General features: G+C 44.8%; 30 protein-coding genes and 1 tRNA gene. 11 read left to right on the top strand and 20 right to left on the bottom strand.

Going from position 1 to position 26474, the window contains the following annotated elements; translation table 11 throughout:
• Window positions 1-38 precede the first annotated feature (38 nt).
• From AAAA78_RS05685 to AAAA78_RS05650, 9 genes are all read right to left on the bottom strand, one after another.
• Window positions 39-656 (bottom strand): hypothetical protein, encoded by a 618-nt coding sequence (locus AAAA78_RS05685; RefSeq protein WP_340590820.1) that lies wholly within the window; start codon window positions 654-656, stop codon window positions 39-41.
• Window positions 657-826: 170 nt separating this feature from the next.
• Window positions 827-2032 carry a S41 family peptidase gene (locus tag AAAA78_RS05680; RefSeq protein ID WP_340590819.1) on the bottom strand — a complete coding sequence of 402 codons (1206 nt, stop codon included), beginning with the start codon at window positions 2030-2032 and terminating at the stop codon, window positions 827-829.
• Between the two features lie 76 nt (window positions 2033-2108).
• Window positions 2109-2540: a helix-turn-helix domain-containing protein gene (locus AAAA78_RS05675; protein ID WP_340590818.1), complete on the bottom strand. Its 432-nt coding sequence runs from the start codon at window positions 2538-2540 to the stop codon at window positions 2109-2111.
• A gap of 198 nt (window positions 2541-2738) precedes the next feature.
• Window positions 2739-3053 (bottom strand): helix-turn-helix domain-containing protein, encoded by a 315-nt coding sequence (locus tag AAAA78_RS05670; protein WP_340590817.1) that lies wholly within the window; start codon window positions 3051-3053, stop codon window positions 2739-2741.
• Between the two features lie 11 nt (window positions 3054-3064).
• A complete protein-coding gene (locus tag AAAA78_RS19680) occupies window positions 3065-3286 on the bottom strand; it encodes a type II toxin-antitoxin system mRNA interferase toxin, RelE/StbE family (RefSeq protein ID WP_445291996.1) in 222 nt (73 codons plus the stop codon).
• Between the two features lie 297 nt (window positions 3287-3583).
• Window positions 3584-4090, bottom strand: coding sequence for a Dps family protein (locus AAAA78_RS05665; RefSeq protein ID WP_340590816.1), 507 nt, complete (start codon window positions 4088-4090; stop codon window positions 3584-3586).
• A 201-nt stretch (window positions 4091-4291) separates the two neighbouring features.
• On the bottom strand, window positions 4292-4840 hold the full coding sequence (locus AAAA78_RS05660; RefSeq protein ID WP_295905913.1) for a hypothetical protein: 549 nt from the start codon (window positions 4838-4840) through the stop codon (window positions 4292-4294).
• A gap of 192 nt (window positions 4841-5032) precedes the next feature.
• Window positions 5033-5518: a hypothetical protein gene (locus tag AAAA78_RS05655; RefSeq protein ID WP_340590815.1), complete on the bottom strand. Its 486-nt coding sequence runs from the start codon at window positions 5516-5518 to the stop codon at window positions 5033-5035.
• Between the two features lie 79 nt (window positions 5519-5597).
• Window positions 5598-6371, bottom strand: coding sequence for an AMP nucleosidase (locus AAAA78_RS05650; protein ID WP_295905911.1), 774 nt, complete (start codon window positions 6369-6371; stop codon window positions 5598-5600).
• 45 nt (window positions 6372-6416) lie between these two features.
• On the opposite strand from AAAA78_RS05650, the gene AAAA78_RS05645 reads away from it, so the two are divergent.
• Window positions 6417-7298 carry a pirin family protein gene (locus AAAA78_RS05645; protein WP_340590814.1) on the top strand — a complete coding sequence of 294 codons (882 nt, stop codon included), beginning with the start codon at window positions 6417-6419 and terminating at the stop codon, window positions 7296-7298.
• Window positions 7299-7426: 128 nt separating this feature from the next.
• Window positions 7427-8506 carry a M23 family metallopeptidase gene (locus AAAA78_RS05640; protein WP_340590813.1) on the top strand — a complete coding sequence of 360 codons (1080 nt, stop codon included), beginning with the start codon at window positions 7427-7429 and terminating at the stop codon, window positions 8504-8506.
• Window positions 8507-8546: 40 nt separating this feature from the next.
• Here the strand turns inward: AAAA78_RS05640 and AAAA78_RS05635 are convergent, their stop codons facing one another.
• Window positions 8547-9410 (bottom strand): LysR family transcriptional regulator, encoded by an 864-nt coding sequence (locus AAAA78_RS05635; RefSeq protein WP_340590812.1) that lies wholly within the window; start codon window positions 9408-9410, stop codon window positions 8547-8549.
• Window positions 9411-9500: 90 nt separating this feature from the next.
• Between AAAA78_RS05635 and AAAA78_RS05630 the strand changes: the two genes are divergently transcribed.
• The 4 genes from AAAA78_RS05630 (at window position 9501) to AAAA78_RS05615 (ending at window position 11564) form a co-directional block, all read left to right on the top strand.
• Window positions 9501-9944, top strand: a complete 444-nt coding sequence (locus AAAA78_RS05630) for a hypothetical protein (RefSeq protein ID WP_340590811.1) — start codon at window positions 9501-9503, stop codon at window positions 9942-9944.
• A gap of 13 nt (window positions 9945-9957) precedes the next feature.
• Entirely contained in the window at window positions 9958-10761 is an 804-nt protein-coding gene (locus AAAA78_RS05625; RefSeq protein ID WP_340590810.1) for a nitroreductase family protein, read from the top strand.
• 60 nt (window positions 10762-10821) lie between these two features.
• Window positions 10822-10897, top strand: a tRNA-Arg gene (locus tag AAAA78_RS05620).
• Between the two features lie 67 nt (window positions 10898-10964).
• The gene (locus AAAA78_RS05615) at window positions 10965-11564 is read left to right on the top strand and encodes a hypothetical protein (protein WP_340590809.1); all 600 of its coding nucleotides are present in this window, start codon (window positions 10965-10967) and stop codon (window positions 11562-11564) included.
• Here AAAA78_RS05615 and AAAA78_RS05610 read toward each other — a convergent pair.
• From AAAA78_RS05610 to AAAA78_RS05600, 3 genes are read right to left on the bottom strand one after another with little or no spacing between them, the layout of a single operon-like run.
• Complete coding sequence (locus AAAA78_RS05610) at window positions 11554-12366, bottom strand: TPM domain-containing protein (protein WP_340590808.1); 813 nt, start codon at window positions 12364-12366, stop codon at window positions 11554-11556. The genes AAAA78_RS05615 and AAAA78_RS05610 overlap by 11 nt on opposite strands.
• Window positions 12263-13000: a TPM domain-containing protein gene (locus AAAA78_RS05605; protein WP_340590807.1), complete on the bottom strand. Its 738-nt coding sequence runs from the start codon at window positions 12998-13000 to the stop codon at window positions 12263-12265. Before AAAA78_RS05605 ends, AAAA78_RS05610 begins: the two co-directional genes overlap by 104 nt.
• Window positions 13000-13587, bottom strand: coding sequence for a LemA family protein (locus AAAA78_RS05600; protein WP_340590806.1), 588 nt, complete (start codon window positions 13585-13587; stop codon window positions 13000-13002). Before AAAA78_RS05600 ends, AAAA78_RS05605 begins: the two co-directional genes overlap by 1 nt.
• 188 nt (window positions 13588-13775) lie before the next feature.
• Between AAAA78_RS05600 and AAAA78_RS05595 the strand changes: the two genes are divergently transcribed.
• Window positions 13776-15341 (top strand): class I SAM-dependent methyltransferase, encoded by a 1566-nt coding sequence (locus tag AAAA78_RS05595; RefSeq protein WP_340590805.1) that lies wholly within the window; start codon window positions 13776-13778, stop codon window positions 15339-15341.
• On the opposite strand, the gene AAAA78_RS05590 is transcribed toward AAAA78_RS05595, so the two are convergent.
• Window positions 15338-15757: a hypothetical protein gene (locus tag AAAA78_RS05590; protein ID WP_340590804.1), complete on the bottom strand. Its 420-nt coding sequence runs from the start codon at window positions 15755-15757 to the stop codon at window positions 15338-15340. The genes AAAA78_RS05595 and AAAA78_RS05590 overlap by 4 nt on opposite strands.
• Complete coding sequence (locus AAAA78_RS05585; RefSeq protein ID WP_340590803.1) at window positions 15757-16638, bottom strand: phosphatase domain-containing putative toxin; 882 nt, start codon at window positions 16636-16638, stop codon at window positions 15757-15759. The genes AAAA78_RS05590 and AAAA78_RS05585 overlap by 1 nt, the downstream gene beginning before the upstream one ends.
• Window positions 16639-16769: 131 nt before the next feature.
• On the opposite strand from AAAA78_RS05585, the gene AAAA78_RS05580 reads away from it, so the two are divergent.
• Window positions 16770-17393, top strand: coding sequence for a hypothetical protein (locus tag AAAA78_RS05580; RefSeq protein ID WP_340590802.1), 624 nt, complete (start codon window positions 16770-16772; stop codon window positions 17391-17393).
• 95 nt (window positions 17394-17488) lie between these two features.
• On the opposite strand, the gene AAAA78_RS05575 is transcribed toward AAAA78_RS05580, so the two are convergent.
• The 3 genes from AAAA78_RS05575 to AAAA78_RS05565 form a co-directional block, all read right to left on the bottom strand.
• The gene (locus AAAA78_RS05575) at window positions 17489-17644 is read right to left on the bottom strand and encodes a hypothetical protein (RefSeq protein WP_340590801.1); all 156 of its coding nucleotides are present in this window, start codon (window positions 17642-17644) and stop codon (window positions 17489-17491) included.
• A 237-nt stretch (window positions 17645-17881) separates the two neighbouring features.
• Window positions 17882-18598 carry a TrmH family RNA methyltransferase gene (locus AAAA78_RS05570; protein WP_295904903.1) on the bottom strand — a complete coding sequence of 239 codons (717 nt, stop codon included), beginning with the start codon at window positions 18596-18598 and terminating at the stop codon, window positions 17882-17884.
• A gap of 5 nt (window positions 18599-18603) precedes the next feature.
• Window positions 18604-19812 carry an acyl-CoA dehydrogenase family protein gene (locus tag AAAA78_RS05565; protein ID WP_340590800.1) on the bottom strand — a complete coding sequence of 403 codons (1209 nt, stop codon included), beginning with the start codon at window positions 19810-19812 and terminating at the stop codon, window positions 18604-18606.
• 246 nt (window positions 19813-20058) lie between these two features.
• Between AAAA78_RS05565 and AAAA78_RS05560 the strand changes: the two genes are divergently transcribed.
• The 3 genes from AAAA78_RS05560 (at window position 20059) to AAAA78_RS05550 (ending at window position 22745) form a co-directional block, all read left to right on the top strand.
• The gene (locus AAAA78_RS05560; RefSeq protein WP_340590799.1) at window positions 20059-21162 is read left to right on the top strand and encodes a competence/damage-inducible protein A; all 1104 of its coding nucleotides are present in this window, start codon (window positions 20059-20061) and stop codon (window positions 21160-21162) included.
• 78 nt (window positions 21163-21240) lie between these two features.
• Window positions 21241-21396: a hypothetical protein gene (locus AAAA78_RS05555; protein ID WP_340590798.1), complete on the top strand. Its 156-nt coding sequence runs from the start codon at window positions 21241-21243 to the stop codon at window positions 21394-21396.
• 89 nt (window positions 21397-21485) lie between these two features.
• Window positions 21486-22745, top strand: coding sequence for a sensor histidine kinase (locus tag AAAA78_RS05550; RefSeq protein WP_340590797.1), 1260 nt, complete (start codon window positions 21486-21488; stop codon window positions 22743-22745).
• Here the strand turns inward: AAAA78_RS05550 and AAAA78_RS05545 are convergent, their stop codons facing one another.
• Both AAAA78_RS05545 and AAAA78_RS05540 read right to left on the bottom strand, forming a co-directional pair.
• Window positions 22746-23939, bottom strand: coding sequence for a S1 RNA-binding domain-containing protein (locus AAAA78_RS05545; protein ID WP_340590796.1), 1194 nt, complete (start codon window positions 23937-23939; stop codon window positions 22746-22748).
• Window positions 23940-24045: 106 nt separating this feature from the next.
• Window positions 24046-26337: a vitamin B12-dependent ribonucleotide reductase gene (locus tag AAAA78_RS05540; RefSeq protein WP_340590795.1), complete on the bottom strand. Its 2292-nt coding sequence runs from the start codon at window positions 26335-26337 to the stop codon at window positions 24046-24048.
• Window positions 26338-26474: the final 137 nt, after the last annotated feature.

Here is a 26474-nt window from a genome sequence, read left to right as displayed (position 1 = left end):
CAGATCGTATCGGCTTGGGACGGAAAAGACTAAAGCGACTATTGTGTGAAATTGATGGCTTGAACGCGACCTTGCTCGTCTTTTACAAAATGAGCTTTGCCGATGATTTCTTTGCCGGAACCCACCAAGGTATAGACCTCTTCGTTTTCAGCGGCGTTTTGGGCAACGCTGACTTCGCTGTAATTCATACCGAAGGCTTCGGAATACTTCATTAAGAAATCGGCTTTGTCATTGATCGACATAGGATGTTCACCTGCTTGAGCGTCAATGAACTCCAGGCTTTCGATACGACCTTGCGCGAGCTTCATGCCGTACTTGCCTTCTAAATATCCAAAAATCAATTCATCACGCAAAGTCGGCGCTTCCGCCAGGTTTGCTGAAAGAGCTGCCTTGTCTGATGCTAAACGTTTTGCGAGATCGTGTTCCCACTTCACGTCTTTTGCGAAAGCTGCCGGTTCAAAGCTTGCGACATTACGGCGACCGCCGTTTGTCAAAGAGTCAGGACCTTGCACCAGCCACTGATTAAGGAACACGGTCATGATAAGAACAGATGCGATAGAAAGAATCAAAATAGCTTTTTGCTCTTGAGCTTTATCCTGCAATCTTTTTCTTACTGACTGAGCTTTTGGAAATTCAATCACTTGTGCGTTCCTCATTATTTTTACCCCTCGCAATTGTATGTCATTCATCAATGCGAAGGCTGTGCCGTTTATAAGTCTAACCTATTCTCTCTTGCTGAAAAAGAGATTAACAGACGAACAAAAGATGTTTGACGTATTAAAATGATCATCTCATTTTGAATCACAAAAATCTTGTCTTCGAGAGTCTAGTCCAGAGCCTTTTTCACCCAAGAATCAATCCCCGCCTGCATTTCCGAGAGATTGTAATAGAGCACGCGATCCAGCTCCACACCGTTTCCCTCGATGCGATGTTTCTTTTGACTCAAATAGAGAGCTTCCGGAATAGAGATCTCCACACCTGGACCTACTTCACTGAGCGGATACCAAACGCCCACCAGGAGCTGGCCTCGGCTGGGTGAACCTAAGAGCGGAGCTTTGCGGAACTCTTTCAAGGCTTGCGCCACAAGCTCTGCCACGGAAGATGTTTTTCCATCGACGAGCACGCGGACGTCGCCGCGATAACATTCATTTTGTTTGAAAGTTTTTAGAATCACTTCGCGATGTTGATCAAGAATTTCCAATTGTTTTTCATCACGAAGATCATTGGGAAGTTCTGCTGAATTGTTTTTGGCAAATCGGGGTTTGATAAGGCGACCGACTTCTTCAGGAGTACAGATTATCAGAGAAAGAAAGCGAAGACCCGCAACGAAGTTTCCACCGACGTTTCCGCGAAGATCGACAACAAGGCGACGAACGTCTTTCAGTTTTATTTCCAGTTCTTTGATTTTTTCATCTTTAAAAAAATCCGCACGGAAAGAAGGAATCTGAATAACGGCGGCGTTGTTTTTTAGTTTTTCGAACGTCACGCTCTCTGAACGTATGATGTTTGTCGCTTTGATATCAAAGGTGTGCGTTTCTTTTCCGCGCTCAATGGTGTAAGTACCAGACTCTGTCTGTGCCTCCCAGGGATTCGGCTGATCGCCGTTGATACTTTTAATCACGTCCCCTTTACGAAGACCTTGCATCGCTGCCGGAGATTTGGGATGGAGTTTAAAAATGACAAGTTCGCTATCGACGAACTCGCTTTCGATTCCTGTTTCTAAAGCTTCTCCTCTCCAGATGCTCTTCACTTCCGAAGAGTCATAAACCTCGAGATGAGAAACGTTAAGCAGACCCAATACGTTATTGATGTCTTTGATCACTAATTTTTTGGGAGAGTAAGGCGTCACCAAACGGCTGCGACGATGGCACGTGCGTTTCCATTTACGAACTTGTTCGTCTTCTAAAAAAATTTTCTCGGCCACCAAATCACAAACCACCGGATACGGATTGACGAATCCCCTTTGTACGGTGATGTGATAGGCCGCGAAGGCACAAGAGATAGCCAGAAGAATGGCAAGAAGTCGGCTCATGGTGATCTTTCAAATGAACAAATGAAAAGACCGAGCGTTTGTACACTCGGTCTTTTGATTCCAATTCAAAAGGGAATTAAGCAGCCACTTTCTTCTTGCGAGCTGCCGAAGGATCGATGTGGTATTGCTTCACTTTACGGTAAAGAGTCGCACGGCCAATACCCAAAGCTTTTGCAGCTTCAGTCAAGTTTCCTTTGTATTGTACGATCGCGTTCTCGATAGCTTGCGCTTCAAGTTCTTCCATTTTTTGTACGTTGGAAGAAGTTGCAGTTGCCGTCGGGAATTGGATTACGTTTCCACCCGCTTCTGAGTTGATTGGGCTTGAGCCGGAAATCAACGCAGGAACACCTGCTACTAGTTGTTGTCTGAAAAATGCGTTATCAAGCCCTTCACGCCATTGCGCTGAAGAATATGCTTGAACTGTCACATCGTGGTTCTCCCAGTACTTCTTTGTATTCTCGATAGTTTCCTGGTTATCGCTCACCACGATCATTACTGTGCGTGACATTTAGTCCTCCCCTTTTGAAACATTAACAAATGCTAATTGACTCACTTTGTACCTATCGGCGTTTCATCGTGAGAATTTAGGGCTAGTTGCAATTTTTTTTTGAGACACTTCAAAGGGGCTAAAACACTGGACTTTTGGACTACTAAAAATACCCTCTTGACGAGGTTTCTAGACCGATCGCCTATTTTTTGTACAAACCTAGACAGCCTTTTTCGTAGTTTTATTTCGAAGCTGCTTCAATTCTTCAATCTGACGAGGTTGTATTTTCTTCGTTAAAGGCCAATTGGGAAATAATAAAACAGCGGGATGAACTCCAAGTGCTATAGCCAAACGCTCTGCACGTTCAGCTCCAAGTGGAACTCTGCCAGATTCAATTCCAGAAATAGTCGACTGAGGAATGTCTGAGGCTTCCGCTAATTCATTTTGAGACCAGCTGAGCATTTCACGTGCGATACGAACACTTGTACCTGGTGTTAATTCTACTCGGCTTTTTGATTTTACAAAATCTGACATATTATTCTCCATTAACGTCGGCGATAATCATGATGGTTTACATCAATAACGTAAACCCGCACCTCATCTCGTTCCACCGTATAAATAACTCGATACGATTCACTTAAATAGGAAGAGCGATATCCTTGCCATTCTCCTTTGAGCGAATGATCTTTAAACCCCTTAAAGGCTCTAAGCCCATCAGGTCCTGATATTTGAATGACATTTTTCCAGAACTCATACTTCTCTTGAATCTGACGAGGGAGTTTATCTATGTTTTTAACGGCAGACCTTTTTCAAAAACCTCCCACATACTAAATATATACTATACCAAAAATGGTATGTCTATCCTTTCTGTTTCTTTGTAAATATTGAAAATCATTGAAGGCCTTTGCAAACGAGGCTCTGACATAAAACAGCTATGACGTCGATTTAAGAACCGAACTACGACTTACCTTATATAAATCGGACGAAGTAGTTAGACTTCCATAAAACAAAAACGCCGACTCATCGCCGGCGTTTTTCATTTTAAACAATTTCAGAAGTTAAAACTATTCTTCTAAAAGACTGCGAAGCATCCAGGCGTTTTTCTCATGGAGCTGCATTCTTTGAGTCAAAAGATCGGCACTGACTTCGTCCCCTGCTTTTTCTACGCGGGGGAAAATAGAGCGCGCTGTTTTTACAACCGCTTCTTGGCCTTCAACAAGTTGTTGGATCATTTTTTTTGCTGAAGGAACGCCGTCTGGTTCTTCAATTGAAGTCAGCTTAGAAAATTCTTTGTAGGTACCCGGAGCAGGAACACCTAAAGAACGGATACGTTCTGCAATCAAGTCCACAGCCAATGCAAGCTCCGTGTACTGAGCTTCAAACATCAAGTGCAATGTTTGAAACATCGGACCTGTGACATTCCAGTGGAAGTTGTGTGTTTTAAGATAAAGAGTGTAAGAATCGGCAAGAAGACGAGAAAGACCTTCTGCGATTTTTTCGCGATCTGATGTCGAGATACCAATGTCGATCATTGGTTTGTCAGTTGTGTTTTTCTTTTTGGATGATTTCATGACTCACCTTTCTTAATGGGATACTCAAAGACTAAACCAAAAGTAGATGATGAGGTAGAACTCGAATTATTGACGTCAGTGCGTTAGGACCTGCGAGGGCAGAAAAGAAAAACGCCAAGCTTTTGAGGGCTTGGCGTTCTAGTGGTTCTAAATTTTATACTGCTTCAGCTACGCGACCCGAGGTCGCTTCGCTCTGCCCGCCTAGCGGCGGCCTGATTTGATCTTTACTTGAAGTTTAGAGATCAAGTGAACAGCCATTTTCTCTTGAACTTTGCACATCTTCAATTCGTCACGGCGATAAGATCTTTGTGACGGAGTCAAAGTTCCTGTTTCAAGTTCCATTTCATAGTCCAACTTAGAAGAACGGATGCCTTCTAGTTCTTTTGTTTGTTGCTTGAAAAGTTTTGTCACGCCAGAAAGAGGAGCCACTTCGATCCACTCTTCTTTACCGCGGTACCAGCTCACCATTCTTAGGAAACGAGCTTTGTTTTTCGCCAATGTGAATTTCGGATACGTCGTATCAGACAATTCAAGAATATTTTCGATTTCATCAAGGTTGAGGTCGTCTTCTTCGCCTTCCATCAACAAATTGCCGGGAATGCCAGCTAGAGCCATCTCGCTCTCAAGGTCATCATCCATATCTGCTTCGAAAGCAGAGGTTTTCTTCATCTCTTTTTCGTTCTCTAGATCCGAGTCCAAGTCAGAGTCGATCATTTCTTCAGCGTGCATATTATTGCCTGGATTGATCAAAGCGAGCCTCCCCAAAAGTGCATCATTCAATTGTGTATTGATTCAAAGTGGGCCCAGTTATATCGCAGTTTTCATAATGACACAACATGTTAATTGCATGAAAAAAGGTGAAAATAAGAAAAAGCACCCGATGAAAGCGAGAGCTTTTTCTATTTTCATATCTAATTTTCATGCTCAAAAAAAGTGCACTTGTTATCTCACAGCGGTGATGTCCACTCGATAGCTCCCCGGCTTTTTCCAGAAATAGGAAGACGAGGCCGTGATTTCAATACGATAAATGCGACGTCCATCTAAATAAGCTTCGCGGACGCCTCCCGCATTCAAGTCCCCGGGAAGTGAACGTTCGTATCGTTCACCTGAATTGTCAGCGTAAATAATTCGGACCTCTTTAATCTCAATATTGTTTCGTGCACCCACTAAACGAATTTTCGTGACGCGATTTAAATCCGGTCGTGGAAAAAATTGATACGTGCGTGATCCGAAACGTCCCGTATCTCCGTTACCTATCGAATACAAAACTTCTTGGCGTGGTGGAGGTGGCTCCGGACGTGACGGAGGAGGTTCTCCAGGATAAGGCTCTTGCGGATAAGGATCATCCGGTAAAGGCCGTGGCAAATTATCGGCAGCAAAACTTTGAGATAAAGAAAAGACGGTAAGAAATAGAATCATCCATTTCATGCAGGCCTCCTCGCAATGGTTCACATGCTACAAAACCTGCACGAATTTGGAATTTAGAGAGTTTAAAATTTGCGCGAAATCAATCCCAACGCAAATGCTTCACAGACTCACCGGAGTCACGAAGCTCGCGAAGAGCGTCAATACCGATGCTCAAATGCTTTTCGACATAGTTCGCAGTGACTTTTTTATCGCTCTCTTCTGTCTTCACACCGTCTGGAATCATTGGGTTGTCAGACACAAGCAACAAGGCTCCACGGGGAATTTCATTTACGAAACCCGTTACGAAGATCGTCGCTGTTTCCATATCCACTGCCATCGCACGGGTTTTTGTCAGATAATCTTTGAATTGATCATCATGTTCCCACACGCGACGATTGGTTGTGTAAACCGTGCCTGTCCAATAATCGCATTGATGTTTTGCGATCATCGAGGAAACCGCTTTTTGCAAACGGAACGACGGAAGAGCCGGGATCTCTGCCGGAAGATATTCATTGCTTGTTCCTTCGCCGCGAATGGCCGCGATAGGAAGAACAAAGTCACCAAGCTGGTTTTTCTTTTTGATGCCGCCGCACTTACCAAGGAACAAAGCGGCTTTCGGATTGATGGCCGACAGAAGATCCATGCATGTCGCGGCAAGGGCACTGCCCATTCCGAAGTTCATGATTGTGATATTTTCCGCTGTTGCTGTTTGCATCGGCTTATCAAGTCCGCGCACGGGAACATTGAATTGATCGGCAAACATCTTTACGTAATTGCCGAAGTTTGTAAGCAAAATGTACTGACCAAATTCATTGAGGGGGACGCCGGTGTAGCGAGGCAACCAATTATCAACTATTTCTTTTTTTGTTTTCATGACCTAAGCTAACATGACTTTCGATAGAATAAAAGGGGGCATAATATGAGTACCACACAAAATAATATTCTTATGGAGATTGCACCGCGCTTAGTCTCTGTGGGTGGCCCTGTTGTGCACCGTTTGATTCCCTACGCGAAGAAGCGCATGGTGGGGCCTTTTATCTTTTTCGATTATTTTCCTGCGACAGACTTCGCCGCGGGCCAAGGCATCGATGTTCGTCCTCATCCTCACATTGGGTTGTCTACTCTGAGCTATCTTCTTGAGGGCCACGTTTTACACCATGACAGCCTTGGGAACAAACAAGTGCTCTCTCCGGGAGACGTCAACTGGATGACGGCAGGAAAAGGCATTTCTCATTCAGAGCGCATGCCGGAAGAGTTGCGCGACAAAGCTCACCGCTTACATCTCTTGCAGTTTTGGGTGGCATTGCCCCTGAAAGACGAAGACACAGAACCTTCTTTCACGCATCATCCGCAAGAAAGCATTCCGCGCTTTCAAGTGAACGGTGCGGATGTGGTGCTCGTGGCCGGAAGTGCGTTCGATAAAAAATCTCCGGTGAATGCTTACTCCCCGCTTTTCTTTATGGATGTGAGCTTAAAGAAAGATCAAACGTTCGAATATGATCCGGGAACACACGAGTTGGCTTTTTATATCATCAAAGGACAACTGTCTGTCGGTGAGAAGAAAATCAATCCGGATGATTTCGTTGTGCTCGAAAAAGATTCGTCATTGAAAGTCACTGCAACCGAAGACACTCGCTTTGTTGTTTTAGGTGGAGAAGCTTTCCCCGAACCTCGGCACATTTATTGGAACTATGTTTCGTCATCCAAAGAAAAAATCGAAAGCGCGAAACAACAGTGGCGCGACGGAAGCTTTCCGCAAGTTCCTGGAGAGACCGACATCATTCCGTTGCCAGCAGAGTGACAACTTTTGTAGTCACTTCACTAAGAGTTTGACACTCTTTTTGGGTGAGATCGAATTTAATGAGCTCCCTGCTGTTTCCTTTTCGGCCTGTTCTTCGCAATTCCGCGAAGCAGTCTGGAGGAACGTGTATGCAAAGAAAATTTATATCTCAGCTAATTAGTAGCGTTTTATTCCTCGCCGTGGCTCCTTTTAGCTTTGCCCATGCCGCAGATGAGATGGATGGAACTCTCTATTTAAAGACAAACAACTCCATTCATCTTTTTCTTGCTACGCAAATGTCAGACGGCGATCGCGCCTTGACCTCGCAACTGGAAGTTCCTGAAGAAACCATTCTTGCTATCGACATTAAAGACATTAATGATTCTTTGAGCCTTGCCCAAAGCAGCCCTGAGCGCGTGAACTATCCTTATATTATTCCAGGACAAAAAAATATTCAGAAGTCACGCCATGGCTGGGCTTGCGGGATTCGCGTCGTCGACGTGCTTGACGAAGACATTCGCTCTTCTGACGTGATTGATCGCACGGATTTCTGTATCTCTCTTCCGGATCTTCGCCAAACATCGTCTTTAGAAAGTAACGGCAGCGCAATCAGACAATCGTTCTTTGAATATAAAATTGCAAACACTCTTGGCAAGATGAACTCTTTGGCTAAGGAAATTGACCTTCTTCGTAAAGACCGCGAAGAGTTTGGTATTGTCGATAAAGCAGGATCTACAGAGACGATCCTCAGTCCGATTAAAAATTGCGGCAAGGGCTGCATCGTAGCGACAAGTGAATTCGGAATGCGCCGTCACCCTGTTTTAAAAATCAACCGCCTGCATAAGGGTATCGACCTTCGCGCTGGTATTGGCACTCAGGTTGTGAGCGTTTATTCAGGGAAAGTTTTGGCGACTCGTACAGAAAGAAACCGCCTTACCAAGAAAATTTCTGGTTATGGCAACTACGTGATCGTGGTTCATCCCAATGCAAAACTTGAAACTTTGTATGCGCATCTTTCTGCATTTAAGACAAAAGCGGGAGCGAGTGTAAATCAAGGTGATTTGATTGCTCTTTCAGGCAACACGGGAATTGGTACCGCTCCTCATTTGCACTTTGAAACTCACGTGCAAAACAAACGCGGCTATACAGCCGTGAACCCAAGAAACTTTATTGGTTCCATGCTACAAATCGTAGCTTCCTTCTTTCAATCATTTCACTTTAACGTTTAGTTGATACTACGACCGAAAGCCGTTGGCCTTCGGTCGTTTTTTAACAACGTTTGCGGAGAATCCTTGCGATGGCTTTCATTTCCTTGGTTTCTTCTCTATTTTTTCTTTTTACCAAATAGATGTCCCTCGCTGCACTTTTTAAAACCGCACGATGTGTTTCGTATTCTAACAAATGAAGGCCTGGCGTTCGCTGCTCATTTATAGCTGCTGCTAAGAAACGAGGAATGAAAATGGCGGCAGCTCCCGCATCGACAATTCCTAAGGCTGTCGGCAAAGTGCTCGCTCCATAAACTAAGCGACGCTTTAACTGTTCGGGCCAACCGTCTCTGGAACGAAGACTTAATGGATTGTTTTTTATTTCTGAGTTGGGGCCTACGAAAGGGATTTCTTCTAAAGAAAGATTTTTGAAGTCCCGATTTTTATGGAAAACCCCCATAAAGGTTTTTGTTATTTTTAAATACTCCAGATGCTGATGCGGAAATGGAACCGTCGAAATTGCAAAATCAATCTCATCTTCAAGAAGTTTCACCTCGATTTCGCCAGAGTCGAAGTCATAGATGCTCACAGGCGTCTCGAGACTTTCAACAATGTCGCGGGCCAAAGCCACTGAAAAGATCTCTGTCATTCCGATTCTTAAAACTTGTTTGGCAACGACGGTCTCTCGCGCTTTAAGATCCTCTACCATCTCGAGAACTTTTATACTTTTTATGTAAAGAGTTTTGCCTTCTTCGGTGAGTTCCAACCCACGCCCTTGCGGACGAAAGAGTGTTTGATTTACTTCTCCCTGCAACTGCGTCATGGCCTTGGAAAGACCACTGTGGGAAATATTTAAAAGCTCCGAAGCTTTAGTCAGGCTTCCCGTTTCCGCGATAAGACAAAAGTACCTCAAACGATCTGTATCCATAAGTCACATAATATCATCTATTATACACTTTTATTCAATAGATAGTTCACCTAAATTGGCCCTCAGTTCTTAACCATGAAAGGAATAAAAATGAAATATCTTCTTTACTCCCTTATGTCTCTTTTGCCTGGCATCGCTTCAGCCCACGTATTGCCACAGCTGGATGGAAACTATCAAATGCAGCTTTTAATCGGAGAACATCTGTTCCTCGATCAAATGGAGCTCAAAGGTCAGCAGAGTCCTTTACATCTGAATTGCTTTGACGGAAACATTGAGGGGACCATCACTGTTCCAGGTATTTTTAGTTCTCCATTGGTTGGCGAAGCTCAATGTTCGAGCAGGACTTCATCTTGTGAACTGCGATTTGAAATTGTCGCCGTGGAAGCGGGCCGCTCCTACAAAGTCATCTATAAAGCGCAACTGACACCGGAAAATTTCAATAAGGTCCGTCACGGTGATGCTCCAGTGTTAACTGGAAGTGCGTACTTAGAGTCCGGCGAACTTTTGGGAAATTTCACTGCAACAAGACAATAATTGGAGAGGCAAAATGGGCTCAAACGAGATCTTTGGTGTGATTCATAATCACACGTCCATTCGATCTTACAAAAACACACCTGTGCCTGAGGAGACTCTTAATAAAATTTTGCATGCAGCAACGCGGGCTTCATCTTCGGGAAATATGCAGGCGTACTCGGTTATTGTGACGAGTGATCAAAGAATAAAGGAAGAATTGTATGAACCCCATTTTAAACAAAACATGGTGCTCGACGCTCCCTTGCTTCTGACTTTTTGTGCGGATTTTCATCGCATGAAAAGATGGATTAAGTTGCGCGAGGCCCCTGAAAACTTCGATAACTTTATGAGCTTTATGATTGCAGCCATCGACGCCGTGTTAGCCAGCCAAAATGCCGCACTGGCGGCCGAAGCGGAGGGCCTAGGAATTTGCTATATGGGAACGACACTGGCAAGCTGCGATCGAATTGCTAAGATTTTAAACTGCCCGGAGGGCGTCGTGCCTGTCGTCGGGTTTTCTTTAGGTTATCCTGACGAACAACCCAAAACTCGCGACAGACTTCCAACAACAGCCCTAGTTCATCGAGAACAATACCAGATGAAAACCGATGACGAAATTCTTGAATCTTACAGCGATCGAGAAATAGCAGGCTGGAAACGCTACATGAACCACCCAGATCTCAGAAAAGCCATTGAGGAAAGCGGCGTAAAGAATCTAGCACAAGTATACACAAAACTAAAATACACCCGCGAGTCGCACGAAATATACTCTGAGACAGTCTTTAATTGCCTGGAGAGACAGGGATTTCTCCGACGCGCGCTCCCATTACAGAACTAAAGGCGACAGCCCCTCTCTTGCCTTTCTCTACCCTTGCTTGGTAGTGTTAAGGCTCATTGTGCAGTCGTAGTTCAATGGATAGAGCACTTGGCTTCGAACCAAGGGGTTGCAGGTTCGAGTCCTGCCGACTGCACCAGTTCTACATCCTTGCTTTTCTCGCAGTACCATCGCTAAAAGTCAGTCAACTCAAAGGAGTCGTCTTTATGAAATTAAAGGACTTTTTTAAGAATCAAAATCCTCAAGTACTCGAATCGGAAGTTATGGCTTCTTCTGCTCTTTTCCGCTCGGGTCTTAGGACGCTGTCAGATCTCAATGCCAGAGGACTTCGTCAAGAGTTTAACTTTAAATTTACGGATCTCGACGAGAACGAAGATATATCGTTTCTTTTTCAAGAAGAGTCTTTTAAGCATGCACTAAAAGAGCTCGATACAGCTTTTCTAAAATATGTTCAATCAAGAAATGTAGAACGCGTCTACACCAGATGTTTTGAGAACAATGGCCTTTCACTTAATTTCAATTCTATTCACGACTACTTGGCTTCGCCTAGAATTACGATCTTCGCCAATGAGTTTGTTCACAAATTTTCCGGAGATTACAGAAGTTTCACTAAAACATCCGCCCTTAGACAGAATGAAGTTTTTGGAGTTGTCGGCCTTGAAGGAGATATAAAGTATGGTCTTTCACATTCATTCAAGCAGGAAGCCAGCGACTTTTACATAACTCTAGTACTGAACTGTGATCTCTCAAAAGTAAGATTCGAGAAATCCGCTTTCTTTATTGATGAACTTTCATTTATTCTTTAACAACGAGGTGATTCTTAAGCTGATTTTGTCGTTCTGACGTTACTGGGAAGTGAAGTTTCAAGTGCTCACCGCAGTTTTCGATGGCACTGGTGAAACCTTTGGACCACTCATCGGCTCTGAGGTTTTGGCCGAGTTGTCCTAAAATTTTGTCCCAGGTTTCTTTAGGAAGTTTTGCGGAAATGCCTTCGTCCGCGAGGACGACGGCCTTTTTCTCCATCACAGAGACGAAGATCAAAATGCCCGTACCGCCTTCGGTGCGATTCACACGGTTTGTGTAGAATTCCAAGTGCGCGCGTTGATGAACTTGCTCCACTTCATCTTTTTCAGGAACCAGGATTTTTTGAATCCAGGGAACTTTCCCGAGAACGTGTGAAATATAATAAATCACGATTAAAAGAACGGGCCATAAATAAACCCAAGGCCTTACCCACAACCAATCACTGAATGGAAATTCAACGATCACAATCAAAAGCGTGATCAGCAAAGTTAAGGTCAAAGGCACATGACCCACGGTCGAAGAGCGTTTCACAATAACAGGAACGATCTCACCTGAAGTGGATTCTTCAACACGAGAAATCGTGTCTTCAATTTTTTTAAGATCCTCATTTGAAAGATACTTATTAATCCACGCCATTAAAACTCCAAGAGCTGCTTCAGTTACGCGACCCGAGGTCGCTCCACTCTGCGGCCTCACGGCCCTACCAATTTCCCGAGGCGCCGCCGCCGCTGAATCCTCCGCCACCGCCGGACCAACCGCCGCCGCCTCCGCCAGAGGACCATCCTCCTCCACCGAAGCCGCCACCACCGCCCCAGCCTCCGCCGCCGCGATAGAAGCGTCCTCTTCCGCCACCGAATCGGCCGAGGATAGAGATGATGATTAACAGAGCGATGATCACAAAAACGGGAATGTCGCCGCCTTTGGATTCAGAGTCTTGCAGATTATTTTCGTCAGCAAATTCTTTATCCGCCAAACGAAGAATTTCATGAACACCGACAACGATGCCCGAAGAATATCTTTTAGCGCGGAAAAGCGGAATGACTTGATCGCTGATAATACGTTTCGCCGTGATATCAGGAATCGCACCCTCAAGGCCTTGTCCGACTTCGATGCGCATCGCTCGTTCTTGGGCGGAGATCAAAAACAAAACGCCATTGTCTTTTTTCTTATCGCCTAATTGCCACTTGTCAGTGATTTGAATGGAAGCTTGCTCAATCGGAAGACCTTGCAGGTCAGGCACAATCAAAACTTGCACCTGCGCTTTGCCACGACGATTGAAGTCGTAAAGAAGCTGCATCAGATCTTGGCGATCCGAACGATTTAAAAATCCCACCTCATCCATCACGGGCCCCGTGAGAGCGGGAACTTTAAATTCAGTCTGAGCGAAACCACTCAGACTGGTAAAAAATAAAAAGAAGGAAAGGGCCAAAAAGCGCATTAGAATTTAACTTCTGGAGCTTTCTCAGCCGTTGCTTTTTCCTCTGGAGTCAAATCCCACTGAGGCATTTTTTCGAAGTGATACATCACAGAGTTCGTCCAGCTTGTTGGCGGAACCGTGATAAGATTATTGAAATCACGAATAGATTCAATATAGCGCTGACGAGCAATCGTAATACGATTCTCAGTGCCTTCCAACTGCGCTTGAAGATCACGGAAGTTTTGATCGGCTTTCAAATCAGGATATTTTTCAGTCACAACCATCAAACGCCCCAAAGCTTGAGACAATCCAGATTGAGCTTGTTGAAACTTAGCCAACTGCTCAGGAGTCACCTTCGAAGGATCAATCTGCGTCGAAGTCGCCTTAGCACGAGCTTCCGTCACAGCCGTCAAAGTCTCCTGCTCATGCTTCGCATACCCTTTAACAACATTCACAAGATTAGGAATCAAATCAGCCCGACGTTTGTACTGGTTAGTAACCTCAGCCAAAGCCGCCTCAGTACTATTCTTACCTTGAGGAAGAGATTGAATCCCACAACCCGCAAGAAATGGAAACGCAAGCAGAACTACTATAATCAGGTTTTTCAAGAGAGACCTCCGTTATTCGCTAGAAAGTATAGCTGGATCTTGACGCAAGTTCCGCAACGAGGCGAAAAACAACGGCGGAGCCATCACCAAACCATTCGAGTGAGGACTGTCCGAAGCGGCAAGGTCCAGCTATACTTTCTAGCGAATATACCGATGACCCTCAATGAAAACCGGATTATAGTAGCCAGATGACACGTGTGATTAAGCTCCGATACACCGAATTAGCCGGCTGCATCTTTATTGACAAGATCGCAGGCCTCAACACCCATACTCCCGAGTTCGGGCAGCGTGGTTGCGTGGAAGTGTATGAAGAGGAACTGGATCGCAAACTCTACGTCGTGCATCGCCTGGACAAAGCAACATCAGGAGCCATGGTCTTCCCGACTTCGCAGGAATTAGCCGCCGAGATCACGCATCTTTTTGAACAACACAAGGTCGCTAAAAAATATCTTTTTCTCACGGACAAAAAATCTTCACAGAAAGAGTTCACTTACGAATCTTTAATCACGAAAGAAAGAAATGCTTTCGTCAGCTCGGTGAGCAAAGAGCCGAACTCTAAAACCAGTTTTAAATGGCTGAAGAGTGTTGGCGATTACGGTCTTTGGGAAGCAGTTCCCCACTCGGGAAAACCTCATCAAATTCGTTTGCACGCCGAAGCTAACGGCATTGCAATCTTAGGTGATAATGATCACAACGGAACTCCTTATTTCCGTTTGTGCCTTCACTCGCTTTCGCTTTCTTTTGAACTTCGTGGTGAAAAAATCCACTTTGAAACGGATCTTCCAGAGTGGGCCGAGCACAATGAACAATCTCAAACGGAAGAGCTGATTTTAGCGGAAGCGTTCCAGCGCCGTGAACGCATGTATAAGTTTTCGGAACTTAAAGAAGAATCATTGCGTCTTAGTCATCGTGAGTTGGACACTTACCGTATCGATCAATACGGTGAGTACCTTTGGGTTTATTGGTACAAAGAATCCGATCCAACGGTTCAAGATCTGCTTCGCTTTGAAAAGCTTGCTAAAAAACATCAAAAGAAAATCCTGGTGCGCAAAATGCTCAACCGTGGTGAAGATCCCAATGCTGAGATTCTTTGGAATATCGGCAATACTTCGACACGTTGGACGGCGAAAGAAAATGGCGTGAACTACGAACTTCGCAGTGACACGGGATTGTCTCCGGGACTTTTCCTGGATCAGCGTGAAAACCGTCTGTGGGTGAAAGAACATGCTGAAGATCGCCGTGTTTTAAATCTTTTCTCTTACACGAGTGGTTTCAGTGTGGTGTCAGCGTTAGCGGGAGCCCAGGAAGTTTGCACCGTCGACGTTTCGCAAAACTTCATTGATTGGAGTAAACGCAATTTCGAACTGAACAGTTTGAACCCAGAACAAGATAATTACGAGTTTTGGGTGCAAGACTGTTTGTTGTTCTTAAAGGGCACTATCCGTCGCAAAAGAAAATTTGGGTTGATCATCTGTGATCCTCCTTCTTTTGGTCGTTCGAAGAGTGGTGTGTTTTCAATCAGCAAAAACTTTGATGAGCTGATGATCAATTGCATGTACTGCTTAGAAAAAAACGGCCTTCTGCTTTTCTGCACGAACTACGAAAAATGGACGACCGGTGATTTGCATTTAAGATTGAACAAACTAAAAAGAGAATTTTCGTTTAAGATCTTGCCCGCTCCGGCGCAAGGTTTGGACTTTGAGCTCCCAGATCAGGAGCCCTTGATGAAATCCATCATCCTTCGTAAAAACTAAGGATAAAAATCGTATTTCACGTGCACGCGTTGCTCTCCTTGCAAGCCCATTTTTGAGCCGCTGGCATAAGGAGGCACCGCACGTGCGATTTTCTTTTTTGTTTTCGGGTAAGCTTTATCGTCTACGAAACAATCAAAGCGTTTGTCTTTACAAAGTGCTGTGAACTGCTTCTTATCATTTTTTAAAACATACAACTCCACAGCTTTCGTCATTTTTTCTAGAACTTGTAAATCCTTGGAATCGACGACGATACTTGAAGCCTTCGCCGGTTCTGCGGGAGCTTTTTCTGCTTTCTTTACAGTTGTTGCATGTTTTGTTTCTTTTAAATCTTCAAAACCAGAGTCATGGGATTTTGGTTTTGTCGCACAGGCTCCTAGAAACAACATGACCAAAACGATACTTAAATTCTTTTTCATTATTTCACCCACTCCGACCAAAGTTTTTTCTCACCACGTGGATTTTCTTTAGCGTATTCGTAAAAGGCACGAACGAAATCAGCGCGTTCTTTTTGGTAAGGCGCTCTCCAGTCTTTGGCATCAACAACAGCCATCACGTCGTAGTCTTCGCTGAGTTTCGCATTTCTATTGATGATGTCGTCAAACGGAACATACTTTGCGTTGATCAGCATATCGTACAAAACCATAAACGTCGTTGTACGACCTTTGCCCGCACGGCAGTGAAAATGAATCCACGCATTTTCCGGAAGCTCGCGAACCGCCTCAATGAAGCGATCTACTTCTGAATCCACCGGACGAACGTGGTCCGTCACGGTTAAGCGCACGTATTGATAGCCGGCACTTCGAACCATGCTCTCTTCCGTTTCGATACTTTTGATTTCTACACCATTGATTTTTTCCCCGACACGCAAATCACCAAGTTGACGGCGTTCGCGGCGAACAGCTTCGTCATGATTCAAATCGGCGTTGGCCCAATCGTGCTCTGCTTGCCACGTCACCGGAATGTCATTGATAAGACCGTGAGATTCTTGACGAAGATCAAACACGTAAAAAGGGGCTTTGTTCTTTTTAACAGGCTTAGCGACTTCCTTTAGAGCTTTCGGGTCTAAAGTCGCGCTCCCCGACATTTTGATATCGGGATTTTTTCGATAGTTCACCGCCTTTTTCCCTGCGTACTTTGTATCAAAGACCAACTCGACAGGTTCGGTCGGCTGAGGTTTTGTCATAAAAAACGAGGATTTTGCGGCGATGGGTGCCGGCTTATCACTATGATCCGTCACTACTTTCTCGGCGCAACCGGCAAGAACCGCAAGGGAGATTATCAAAGCTGTCTTTTTCATAGAGGCTCCTTCCATAGAAAAATCCTAGTGGAATTTGAGCCCAAGGACAACCCTTCAATCTAGACTCGAAGCTGGACAAAATTCCGTTTATCCTCAAAGAGCGGCATGTGAGCTCGCGGAACTGGAATACTATGAAAAAAGCGTCTCTCTTTTTAGCGTGTTTAGGTGTTCTTTCAACTCTTCCGGCTTTAGCTTCTCAAGAGCTTACAAACTTGATCCGTTGCCATGAAGCTTTGGATGGCAAAGCGGATGCTCGCACTTTTAAGCTCACAACCGATTCTGCAACACCATTTGAGTTTTCTTCCGGCAAGAAATTATATTTCGTAACAGACGAATCCATCGGAGTTCTTGAAAACAAATACGCCGATAAATCTTTAGTCATCCGTTTAGATGAAAAGAAACAACCGTTTTATCGTGTGTTGAACTTCCAAAAAAATGGAACGCTAGGAAATGTGTCTTTTCAAGAACCAACCAAAGAACAAAAAGCGCATGCTGAAACTCCAAGTGCGCAATTGGATAAATCTTTATTGGATCTATTAAAAAAAGAATTGATCCGCCAAATGAACAGCGTCACATCCGAATATCAAAACAAGTACGACCCAGCAGGCACAATTGAATCGCTGAATGTCTGCCGCAAAGTCGACTCACCAGAAATGCAAAAGAGCATCGACAAACAAATCGCATTCTATGAAAAACTCGTGCGCAAAAACGGCGGCAAAGGTTCGTATCAAAACAAATCTTCAGGAACGAAATAAATTAAAATCTGAGTTCCAAAGCAGGAACGGCGACATCTTTAAAACCCAATTTTTCATAAAGGTGTCGACCCTCTTTAGAAGTCCCCAAGTGAATTTTAGAAGCACCTGATTTTTTGGCATGCAGCAAGCCTCTCAAACTCAGGCGTCTTCTGAGACAAATCACCACCATCTTCACAAATCATCATGAAGCGAAGCTTCACCAATTCGGAAACATCTTCAATCTGCGCGGGACGAAAAATAATATTTTCCATAGACCAATTCTACAAACTCTAAAAACAGAGTCATTCGCAAAAGTACGCCGAGCTAAATCTTAATGCTAAACACAGGACATCATCGCTTTTGCTGGGGAAGAATCCTGGCAGTTCTGCGCAGTCAGACCTCCGCGCCGACACGAAGTCGTACCAAAGCGCGGTGAGGCACGATGCCGTGTCTGACGGAGCGGACCTGCCAGGATTCTTCCCCAGTAAAAGCGCCCGAGAGCCACGCGTTTAGGCTTTAAGGATTCCGCGAGAAAACATTTCTTCTAGGTATTGAGCTGCCGAGTCTTGTGTGCGCATGTAGTAATAAGCCTGCAAGATCCCCTGCTCTTCTTGAGATAAAGACGCATTTGATCCTAAGCGCTTCAAACGATCTTGAGAGATATGGTAAAGACTTAAAGCCCCCGCCACAGAGATGTTAAAACTTTGCACGAAGCCCGTCATTGGAATGATGATGGTTTCATCGGCAGCAGCAATCATCTCAGGGCTCACACCATCTTTTTCATTTCCTAAGACAAGGGCGACTTTGCCGGAAAAATCAATTTCGTGCAGAGGTTTGGCTTTGGCATCCAAGTGTGTGACACAGATTTTGTAGCCTTGGGATTTTAAAGTCTTTACGCAATCAGCGGTCTTTTTCCACTTCTGCACTTCCACCCATTTGTCGGCACCTTGAGTGACACGATTGGCTTCTTTGAATTTTTCTTGAGTTTCAATGACGTGGAAATTTCCAAAACCCAAGCCCTCGGCACTTCTCATCACCGCAGAAATATTCCCGCGATCATAAATGCCTTCAAGAACAACGGCCGTGTCGAAATTTCTTAAAGAGACAACACGCTCGATTTTTTGTCGGCGCTCGTCTGTGAGCAAAGGCCCGATCTTCTCAAGAATCAATTGATAGTGAACTTTTAAATTGGCGTTGATCTCAAGCTCGGGCCCGTATGGAAACATGATACCTACTTGTAAAGAGACTCAGGGCTCTTCGCCAAGTCACGAGTGATATTCTTTTGGTGCGCTTCCAAAGTTCCGCCGCCAATTTCTAATAACTTTGCGTCTCTCCAAAGTCTTTCAACAACGTACTCGCCCACGTAACCGTAGCCACCCAAAACTTGGATCGCGCGGTCTGCGACGTTTTTACCCATTGTTGTTGCAACAAGTTTTACACCGTCAGAATCCAAACGGTTTCCTTCTTTATTCAAATCCATGCGACGAGCTGTTTCGTAAACGTAAGCACGTGCCGCTTTGTATTCTGCATAGCTGTCAGCGATGTAGCGTTGAATTTGACCGAAGTGATTTAAAGATTTTCCGAAAGCCTCACGCTCTGTCGCGTAACGGTTCATGATTTCAATAGAACGACGGGCAATACCCAAGCTCATCGCAGCCAAAGTCAGACGCTCGATCTCAAGATTGCGCATCATGTGGAGCATAGAATCCCCTTCATGACCGATCAAGTTCGCTGCAGGAATATGGCAGTCTTGGAAAACAAGTTCCGCGGTGTTGGAACCACGCATGCCAAGCTTGTCTTTGATTTTTTGTCCGACTTCAAAACCCTTGTGATCTTTTTCAACGATGAATGTCGAAACCAGAGCGCGTCCGTGTTTCTCGCCTGTTTTTGCGTAAACCAAAACAAGATCGCAAGGAGTGTTATTTTCATCGATTGTGCCGTTGGTGATCCACATTTTACGACCGTTCAAAATATAGTCGTTTCCTGTTTTCACAGCTTTTGATTGCATACCCAAAACGTCTGTTCCCACGGCAGGCTCAGACATCGCCATGGAACCAACCCATTCGCCAGAGCAAAGTTTTGGCAAAACTCTGTGACGTTGTTCATCACTTCCGTTCACGGCAATGTTGTTCACGCAAAGCATGGAGTGCGCAAGGTAAGCCAAGCAGAATCCTGGATCTGATGCCGACAACTCTTCATGCACGATCGCAGCCGCTGTCGCATCCATTCCCGCACCACCGAATTGTTCAGGAACTGTGATACCAAGAAGTCCCAACTCACCGACTTTTTTGAAAAGAGCGAGATTGAATTTTTCAGAACGATCAAACTCATGAGCCTGCGGTTCGATTTCAGCTTCTGTGAATGCCTTCACAGTTTCACGAAGCATCGCGTGTTCAGGTGTTGGATTGTAAAGATCAAACTCTTTCCAATTAAAAGACATAACGGGACTCCTTCGGCGGACGCCGGCAGAGTGCAGGGCCACAGGCCCGGAACTGAAGCAGCGTCTTATTATCTAATTTAACTGCGTGAATCTATTGAGAGAGTGACACCGGGGCAAGGTTTTGACCACGATAATGCGATGCATATACGCCATTGGCAGAGCCTATTCGGAAGAATCTGGACGCAGATCTTGAGATTGGATCGTTTGGCGGGCAAAGTGAGAGAAAGATTTAGGAGAATTCTCGCAATGAAAGCCGCAATTTTAGGCATTGGCACAGAACTCACCGACGGACAAATCGTCAATAAAAACGCTTCGTGGATTTCTAAAAAATTAAAAGCGGCGGGCCTGACGACGACAGCGCATCTTGTGGTGCCCGATGAACGAAAGTTGATGCGCGAGGGTTTGGAATTTTGCGCTTCTCATGGAGATCTTTTATTTATTACCGGCGGACTGGGGCCTACGTCCGATGACTTCACTCGCGATATTGTGACGGAATGGGTGGGAGTTCCTTTGGAGTTTGATGAAACTTCCTGGAAGCATGTGAATGATCGCTTAAGCTCTCGCGGTTACGCCGTGAAGGACATCCAAAGACAGCAATGTTACTTCCCCCAAGGTTCCAAAATTCTGCTGAATTCTCAAGGGACGGCGAATGCTTTTTACCTTGAAGCTCATGGTAAAAAAGTTTTTGTCTTACCGGGACCCCCACGAGAAATCGAAGCCGTTTGGGAAGATTCTATTGCTGAGTGGCTCACAGAAAATACTAAAAATCTTGATCCCTATATCACACGCATCTGGGACACGATGGGTGTCGGTGAATCCGATGTCGCCGTGATTGTGGAAGACGTTTTAAAAGATGTGAAAATCGAAAAAGGATACCGCGTGCATCTTCCGTATGTGGAAGTAAAACTGTCTTTCTTTAAATCACAAGAAAAAGAAATGGCCGACGCTCTTGAAAAACTCACGGAGGCCTTGCAGTTCTGTACGATTGCTCGCGATGGCAACGATGCCGCTGAACTTTTTGCGGAGAATTTAAAGCAAATAAAATCTGTCTGCTTGATCGACGAAGTGACAGGGCAATTTTTAATGAACCGTTTAATGCCCGTATTACGAGACTTCATGACGGATCAATCGTGGAGTTTCTCAAAGTCTCGCGCAGTAAAGAATTCCGCGGATTTACATCTGCATGTGCTACCGAAAGATGAGCACAGTTGCGAAGTGAGTCTGCAATACAAAGGGCGCGTTCTTAAAGATATTATCGAAGCTCCCTACAAAACAGCGAACATGCGAGAGCGCCGTCATCAGTACTTCGCGGAAATGGCATTGATCTTTTGGCTTAAGAATCTTTCTTAGAATTTGTAAATAGACACTGGATTCTCCATTTTTTCGAAGGAAAATGATTCAATTTTTCTTAAGACAAAGGAGGACTCTATGATTCGCAAACTTAAATCAGGTGGATATAGAATTTACTCTCGTAAGAAAAATCCAAAGACAGGCAAACGGAGAAATCTCGGAACTTTTTCAACTTTAGCTGCCGCCCAAAAGCATGAAAAAGCCATCCAATATTTTAAACATCGCGGAGGTTAGTTTTACAAAAGTGTAATCAAGAAAAGGTCAAGGAGCTATTGAGACCTTATCACTTAGGAGCTAAAAGAGGGGTGACAAGGAAGTTTTCCATGGGCCCCAACTTTCAATTTATATTCGAGTCATCACCAGGCATTGACCTTATTCTTCTTCCCGACTCTCCTCGATTCACCATCGTAGCCGCGACGGACGCCGTTCTCGAAATCACAATGACAAAACGCGAAGACATTATAGGAAAAAGTCTTTTTGAAGCTTTTCCGGAGAATCCCAACGAATCCAACGCCGATGGAATGCGTAATCTTCGAATGTCATTAAACCGTGTTATTGCGAAACAAGGTCCCGATGCCATGGCCGTGCAGAAGTATGACATCCGCCTGCCCCCCGTCACAGGTAACTATCAAGTCCGTTATTGGAGCCCCTCCAACACTCCGCTTTTCGAAAACGGAGTGTTGAAGTACATCTATCACCACGTCGTCGATGTTACCGATTTTGTTTTAAACAATCATTTCCCGTCAAAAGATCCCAATCAAGAATTTAAAGAGTGTATAGAGCGCATGGAGAGAGACATCGTCAAGCGCGGAAAAGATTTGCAACTTGCCAACGAAAAATTGCGTGACGCTATTCAATTACGTGAAGATGTTCTAGCTATTGTTTCCCATGATTTGAATAATCCCTTGGGATCTATTCAAATGAGCGCCGAACTTCTTAAAGACAGCCTCACCGAGAGCGGACACAAGGAGCAACTGGAACTTGTTCAAATTATTGAAAGATCCGTGCGCTACATGAAACGCCTTATTGATGACCTCTTATGTTTCGCAAAAATCCAATCGGGAAATTTCACCGTGGAATTAAAACCCACCAATTTAAAAAAACTCGTGGAAGAAGGTCTTCATTCGGTCCACCACCACGTTGTTAAAACGAAAATACATATCAAGACAAACATTGAAGTAAGTAAAGAAGATATTCTCTGCGACCATGATCGCATCACGGAAGTTCTCTCTAATATTCTAAGCAATGCCATTAAGTTTTCTCCACCAGGAAGACTTGTCACTCTTTCTGCTCGCGAAGAGCAAGACGACATTCATTTTTCGATTAAAGATGAAGGCAAGGGGATCGCGCCGGAACATTTGCCGCATCTTTTTGACCGCTACTGGCAAGCAAAAGAAACTGCCAAATACGGTTCAGGTCTCGGCTTAGCCATCGCAAAAGGCATTGTCACAAGTCATGGAGGAAAAATCTGGGTAGAAAGCACTTTAGATCATGGTACGACCGTGCATTTTTCTATACCGCAAAAGATGATTTGGACTGGGTTGGCAGACACCAGTCCAAATAAAGAAAAGTATTTAAGTTAACTACTTCGGTTTGATATTTAGATTCTTCAAAGCATCACCCAAAGAACCAAAACCAGTGCCGGAAGCCGGTTGATGAGATCTCCAAGAGTGATCTTCACCTGCGCCCGGAACGCCCAAAGAAATCTTTTTCTCTTCAAATTTGATTTCATCGATTTGAACGACAATTTCATCACCGCGTTTTTTGTTTTCAAATTGCGCGCCATCAATATGATCACGCCATTTCGATTTTGGCAAAAGACCTGTGATGCCTGGAGCGATATTCACAAACAAACCGTAAGTTTCTTTCTTCTCTACTTTACCATTCACGACAGTTCCCACAGGGAATTTTGCCGGAACTGAATTCCAAGGATTGCCATCGCCGTCCGCTTGTTTCATCGATAAAGAAATTTTCAAGCGTCCGTCGACATCTTCAATCTTAAGAATTTTCACAGTCACAGTTTGACCAGCCGAAACAACTTCTTGTGGGCTGTGCACGCGAGACCAAGTCAGTTCTGACAAGTGAACCATACCTTCAACGCCCGCTTCTAGCTCAACAAAAGCACCGAATTTTTCCAAACGTGTGATACGACCTTCAAGGATGTCACCCGCTTTGCGTTTTTCCATGAAGACGCCTTCGTTTTCAGCTTTTTGCAAATCCAAAAGCTTACGACGAGAGACCACCATGTTGCGTTTGTCCATCTGTGTGATTAAGAAATCAAACTTGCGACCTACGTATTCCGCCGTGTCTTGCACAAATTTAGAGTCAATTTGTGAAATAGGACAGAACGCCGTTTTCCCCTGGATGTTCACGCGCAGACCACCATTCACAGCCTCTGTCACGGTTCCAGTCACTGGCAATTCCATATCGAAGGCGTCTTCCAAAGAATCTGTCGAAGCATTCTTAGAACCTTTTTTCGCCAAACGAATCTCGCCGCCCTTCGCAGAAATCACAACAACGTCGATCATATCACCCACGTGATATTTCACTTCTTTGTTTTCATCCATAAGGTCTTTAGTAAAAATCAATCCATCAACAGGAGTTCCTGTAGAAACAAAGGATTCTTCTTTTCCGATAGAAAGAATCTCTCCACGAATTTGATCGCCGACAGAAACACGAGTTTTCAATCCTTGTTCGGATTGAGCAAAAAGCTGCTCAAAACTCGCCATGTCTTTTGTTTCTTCAATTTCATCACCGAAAATATCTTTTTTGCTCATATAAACCTTTACTGCTTCAGTTTCGGGCCTCTGGCCCTACACTCTGCCCGCTGCCGCGGTACGACCTTACCTTAATTAATTCTGAATATCTAGAGCCGATTTTGCTCTAAGCGCAGCCCACCGTGGTGCCACAGTTAGGGCAACGATAACAACCGCTCGTAAGCACTGTGTCGCTGCCACATTCAGGACATTTCATGGTAAAACTCGGGATAACCGGCTCTGCCACGCCTTTAGGCTTATGGACATTCAGAGGTTGGCTCTGTTTGCTGCCGTCGCGATAAACGGCGACCGCCTTGATTCCCAACTTCCAAGCCAGGAAATAAATATTGCTGATGTCTTCTTCGGTAGCGCTATTAGGAAGGTTCACCGTCTTAGAAATTGCACCGCTGATAAAAGGCTGCACTGCGGCCATCATCTTCACGTGGCTTTCCGTAGAAAGAACCCGGTGCCCTGCCGCTCCCGTCGCACAATCAAAAATCGGAATATCTTCAGGATGCATCTGAGGACATTTTTCAACCGTGTTGTGATCCGCGACGTATTTTAGAATCCCCGTGATTTCTTCGGGCGTATAATCCAAAGTGCGCAGAGCTTGCTCAACGGATTGATTGACGATTTGAATTTCTCCACCACCAGAAAGTTTTTTAAATTTAATCAACGAGAAATCAGGCTCAATTCCCGTGGTATCACAGTCCATCAAAAGACCAATGGTTCCAGTTGGCGCAATCACGGTCGCTTGAGAGTTTCGATAACCGTGTTTCGTGCCGTTATACAAAACACCTTTCCAAAGATTTTTAACGGCCTTGTCTAAGCCTTGAGGCAAGAAAGACCATTGAATATCTTTGACGGCCTTTTCATGCTTTTTCATCACTTTCAGCATCGCCGCGCGGTTTTTCCTAAAGCCTGCGAAAGCTCCTTTCGCGCGCGCCACTTCTGAACTTGTTAAATAAGCGACACCATTCATCAACGCCGTGATGGCCCCCGCCCACGCACGTCCTTCATCGCTGTCGTAGGCGATTCCTTTACGCATCAAGAGACTTCCTAAATTCGCAAAGCCCAATCCCAAAGGACGATAGTCATGAGAGTTCTGCGCAATTTTTTCGGTTGGATAACTTGAATAATCCACTAAGATTTCTTGCGCGACAAAAAGTGTGCGAGCCGTGTGAATGAAAGCTTCAAAATCAAAACTGCCGTCTTCATTTAAAAACTTCACAAGATTGATCGAAGCCAAGTTGCAGGCCGAGTCGTCCAAGAACATGTATTCAGAACAAGGATTGCTAGAGTGAATTTCATCTGTGTTAGGGCATGTGTGCCATTTGTTGATCGTGTCGTGAAACTGAACGCCAGGATCTGCACACATCCACGCAGCATGAGTGATCCTGCGCCACACATCGACCGCCGGAAGTTCGTTGAGGGCTTTTCCCGAAACACGGGATTTTAATTTCCAATGTTTTCCATCTTCAACCGCTTTCATGAAAGCGTCACTGACACGAACCGAGTTGTTGGCATTCTGGCCAGAGACGGTGCGATAAGCTTCCCCTTCAAACTCAGGACTTAATCCTGCGGCGATAAGCATGTGCGCTTTTCGTTCCTCTTTCATTTTCCAATCGATGAAATCAAGAACTTCAGGGTGATCGATATCAACAACGACCATTTTAGCTGCTCGTCGAGTGGTTCCGCCGGATTTGATAGCTCCCGCGCCTTTATCCAAAACTTCCAGGAATGACAAAAGGCCTGAGCTTTTTCCACCGGCCCCCGTCATTTCGTAACGGCTGCGGATTTTTGAAAAATTACTGCCTGTGCCTGATCCGTATTTAAAAAGTTTTGCTTCCGTTTTTGCGAGTTCAAAAATGCCCTCGATAGAATCGTCAACACTTTGAATAAAGCACGCAGAACACTGCGGGCGTTCGTAAGCATTCGCTGTCGCAACGATCTGCTTCTTTTTTTCATCCCACGCAAAGTGCTCACTCGGAGATTCAATTTTATAAGATTCCCAAAGACCCGCATTAAACCATACGGGGCTATTAAAGGCGCCTCGTTGTGAAAGAAGAATGTATTGAAGTTCTTTGGCAAAAACATCGACGTCTTTTTTGTTCGCGAAATAACCGCCTTGTTTCACTGCGGAGCCTGCCACGGCCTTCACCACACGACTGACAAGTTGTCTGACGGAGTTTTCATGTTTCGTTCTTGGCACACCGACTTTGCGGAAGTATTTGCTGGCCGCGATATCAATGGCAAGTTGCGACCAACCTGCCGGGGCTTCTACATTTTTCATCTCGAAAAACACTTCGCCTTTGCGGTTGCGAATTTCAGAATCTACTTTTTTCCATTCAAACATGGACTCAGGATTTTTGCCGGCAGGAACAAAATAAGTCGGACTGTGCAGAGAATGTTTTTTCATGAAGAATATTGTAATGGTTCTCTCTGGTTCCGCCAAGCAAGGCTCTGCATAGCATGGATGTTCGAGACCACACCGCCTAAAGACTAGTCATCCGATTAAGCCTTCGTAATCTTGATTAAGATACTGTAGAAACACTC

The sequence above is a fragment of the Bdellovibrio sp. BCCA genome (genome assembly GCF_037996825.1).
GTDB lineage: Bacteria > Bdellovibrionota > Bdellovibrionia > Bdellovibrionales > Bdellovibrionaceae > Bdellovibrio.
Note: the sequence above shows the minus strand (reverse complement) of the source record. Positions and strands in the feature narration are given on the sequence as shown.

Excerpts from the sequence above, each read along its gene's own strand:
- AAAA78_RS05670 (WP_340590817.1), bottom strand. The coding sequence starts at position 3,053 with ATGTCAGATTTTGTAAAATCAAAAAGCCGAGTAGAATTAACACCAGGT.
- AAAA78_RS05635 (WP_340590812.1), bottom strand. The coding sequence starts at position 9,410 with ATGGATACAGATCGTTTGAGGTACTTTTGTCTTATCGCGGAAACGGGA.
- AAAA78_RS05685 (WP_340590820.1), bottom strand. The coding sequence starts at position 656 with ATGAGGAACGCACAAGTGATTGAATTTCCAAAAGCTCAGTCAGTAAGA.
- AAAA78_RS05575 (WP_340590801.1), bottom strand. The coding sequence starts at position 17,644 with ATGGAAAATATTATTTTTCGTCCCGCGCAGATTGAAGATGTTTCCGAA.
- AAAA78_RS05570 (WP_295904903.1), bottom strand. The coding sequence starts at position 18,598 with ATGTTTCCATACGGGCCCGAGCTTGAGATCAACGCCAATTTAAAAGTT.
- AAAA78_RS05580 (WP_340590802.1), top strand. The coding sequence starts at position 16,770 with ATGAAAAAAGCGTCTCTCTTTTTAGCGTGTTTAGGTGTTCTTTCAACT.
- AAAA78_RS05585 (WP_340590803.1), bottom strand. The coding sequence starts at position 16,638 with ATGAAAAAGACAGCTTTGATAATCTCCCTTGCGGTTCTTGCCGGTTGC.
- AAAA78_RS05595 (WP_340590805.1), top strand. The coding sequence starts at position 13,776 with ATGACACGTGTGATTAAGCTCCGATACACCGAATTAGCCGGCTGCATC.
- AAAA78_RS05680 (WP_340590819.1), bottom strand. The coding sequence starts at position 2,032 with ATGAGCCGACTTCTTGCCATTCTTCTGGCTATCTCTTGTGCCTTCGCG.
- AAAA78_RS05605 (WP_340590807.1), bottom strand. The coding sequence starts at position 13,000 with ATGCGCTTTTTGGCCCTTTCCTTCTTTTTATTTTTTACCAGTCTGAGT.
- AAAA78_RS05625 (WP_340590810.1), top strand. The coding sequence starts at position 9,958 with ATGGGCTCAAACGAGATCTTTGGTGTGATTCATAATCACACGTCCATT.
- AAAA78_RS05560 (WP_340590799.1), top strand. The coding sequence starts at position 20,059 with ATGAAAGCCGCAATTTTAGGCATTGGCACAGAACTCACCGACGGACAA.
- AAAA78_RS05555 (WP_340590798.1), top strand. The coding sequence starts at position 21,241 with ATGATTCGCAAACTTAAATCAGGTGGATATAGAATTTACTCTCGTAAG.
- AAAA78_RS05550 (WP_340590797.1), top strand. The coding sequence starts at position 21,486 with ATGGGCCCCAACTTTCAATTTATATTCGAGTCATCACCAGGCATTGAC.
- AAAA78_RS05590 (WP_340590804.1), bottom strand. The coding sequence starts at position 15,757 with ATGAAAAAGAATTTAAGTATCGTTTTGGTCATGTTGTTTCTAGGAGCC.
- AAAA78_RS05645 (WP_340590814.1), top strand. The coding sequence starts at position 6,417 with ATGAGTACCACACAAAATAATATTCTTATGGAGATTGCACCGCGCTTA.
- AAAA78_RS05665 (WP_340590816.1), bottom strand. The coding sequence starts at position 4,090 with ATGAAATCATCCAAAAAGAAAAACACAACTGACAAACCAATGATCGAC.
- AAAA78_RS05565 (WP_340590800.1), bottom strand. The coding sequence starts at position 19,812 with ATGTCTTTTAATTGGAAAGAGTTTGATCTTTACAATCCAACACCTGAA.
- AAAA78_RS05615 (WP_340590809.1), top strand. The coding sequence starts at position 10,965 with ATGAAATTAAAGGACTTTTTTAAGAATCAAAATCCTCAAGTACTCGAA.
- AAAA78_RS05650 (WP_295905911.1), bottom strand. The coding sequence starts at position 6,371 with ATGAAAACAAAAAAAGAAATAGTTGATAATTGGTTGCCTCGCTACACC.
- AAAA78_RS05675 (WP_340590818.1), bottom strand. The coding sequence starts at position 2,540 with ATGTCACGCACAGTAATGATCGTGGTGAGCGATAACCAGGAAACTATC.
- AAAA78_RS05545 (WP_340590796.1), bottom strand. The coding sequence starts at position 23,939 with ATGAGCAAAAAAGATATTTTCGGTGATGAAATTGAAGAAACAAAAGAC.
- AAAA78_RS05540 (WP_340590795.1), bottom strand. The coding sequence starts at position 26,337 with ATGAAAAAACATTCTCTGCACAGTCCGACTTATTTTGTTCCTGCCGGC.
- AAAA78_RS05630 (WP_340590811.1), top strand. The coding sequence starts at position 9,501 with ATGAAATATCTTCTTTACTCCCTTATGTCTCTTTTGCCTGGCATCGCT.
- AAAA78_RS05655 (WP_340590815.1), bottom strand. The coding sequence starts at position 5,518 with ATGAAATGGATGATTCTATTTCTTACCGTCTTTTCTTTATCTCAAAGT.
- AAAA78_RS05640 (WP_340590813.1), top strand. The coding sequence starts at position 7,427 with ATGCAAAGAAAATTTATATCTCAGCTAATTAGTAGCGTTTTATTCCTC.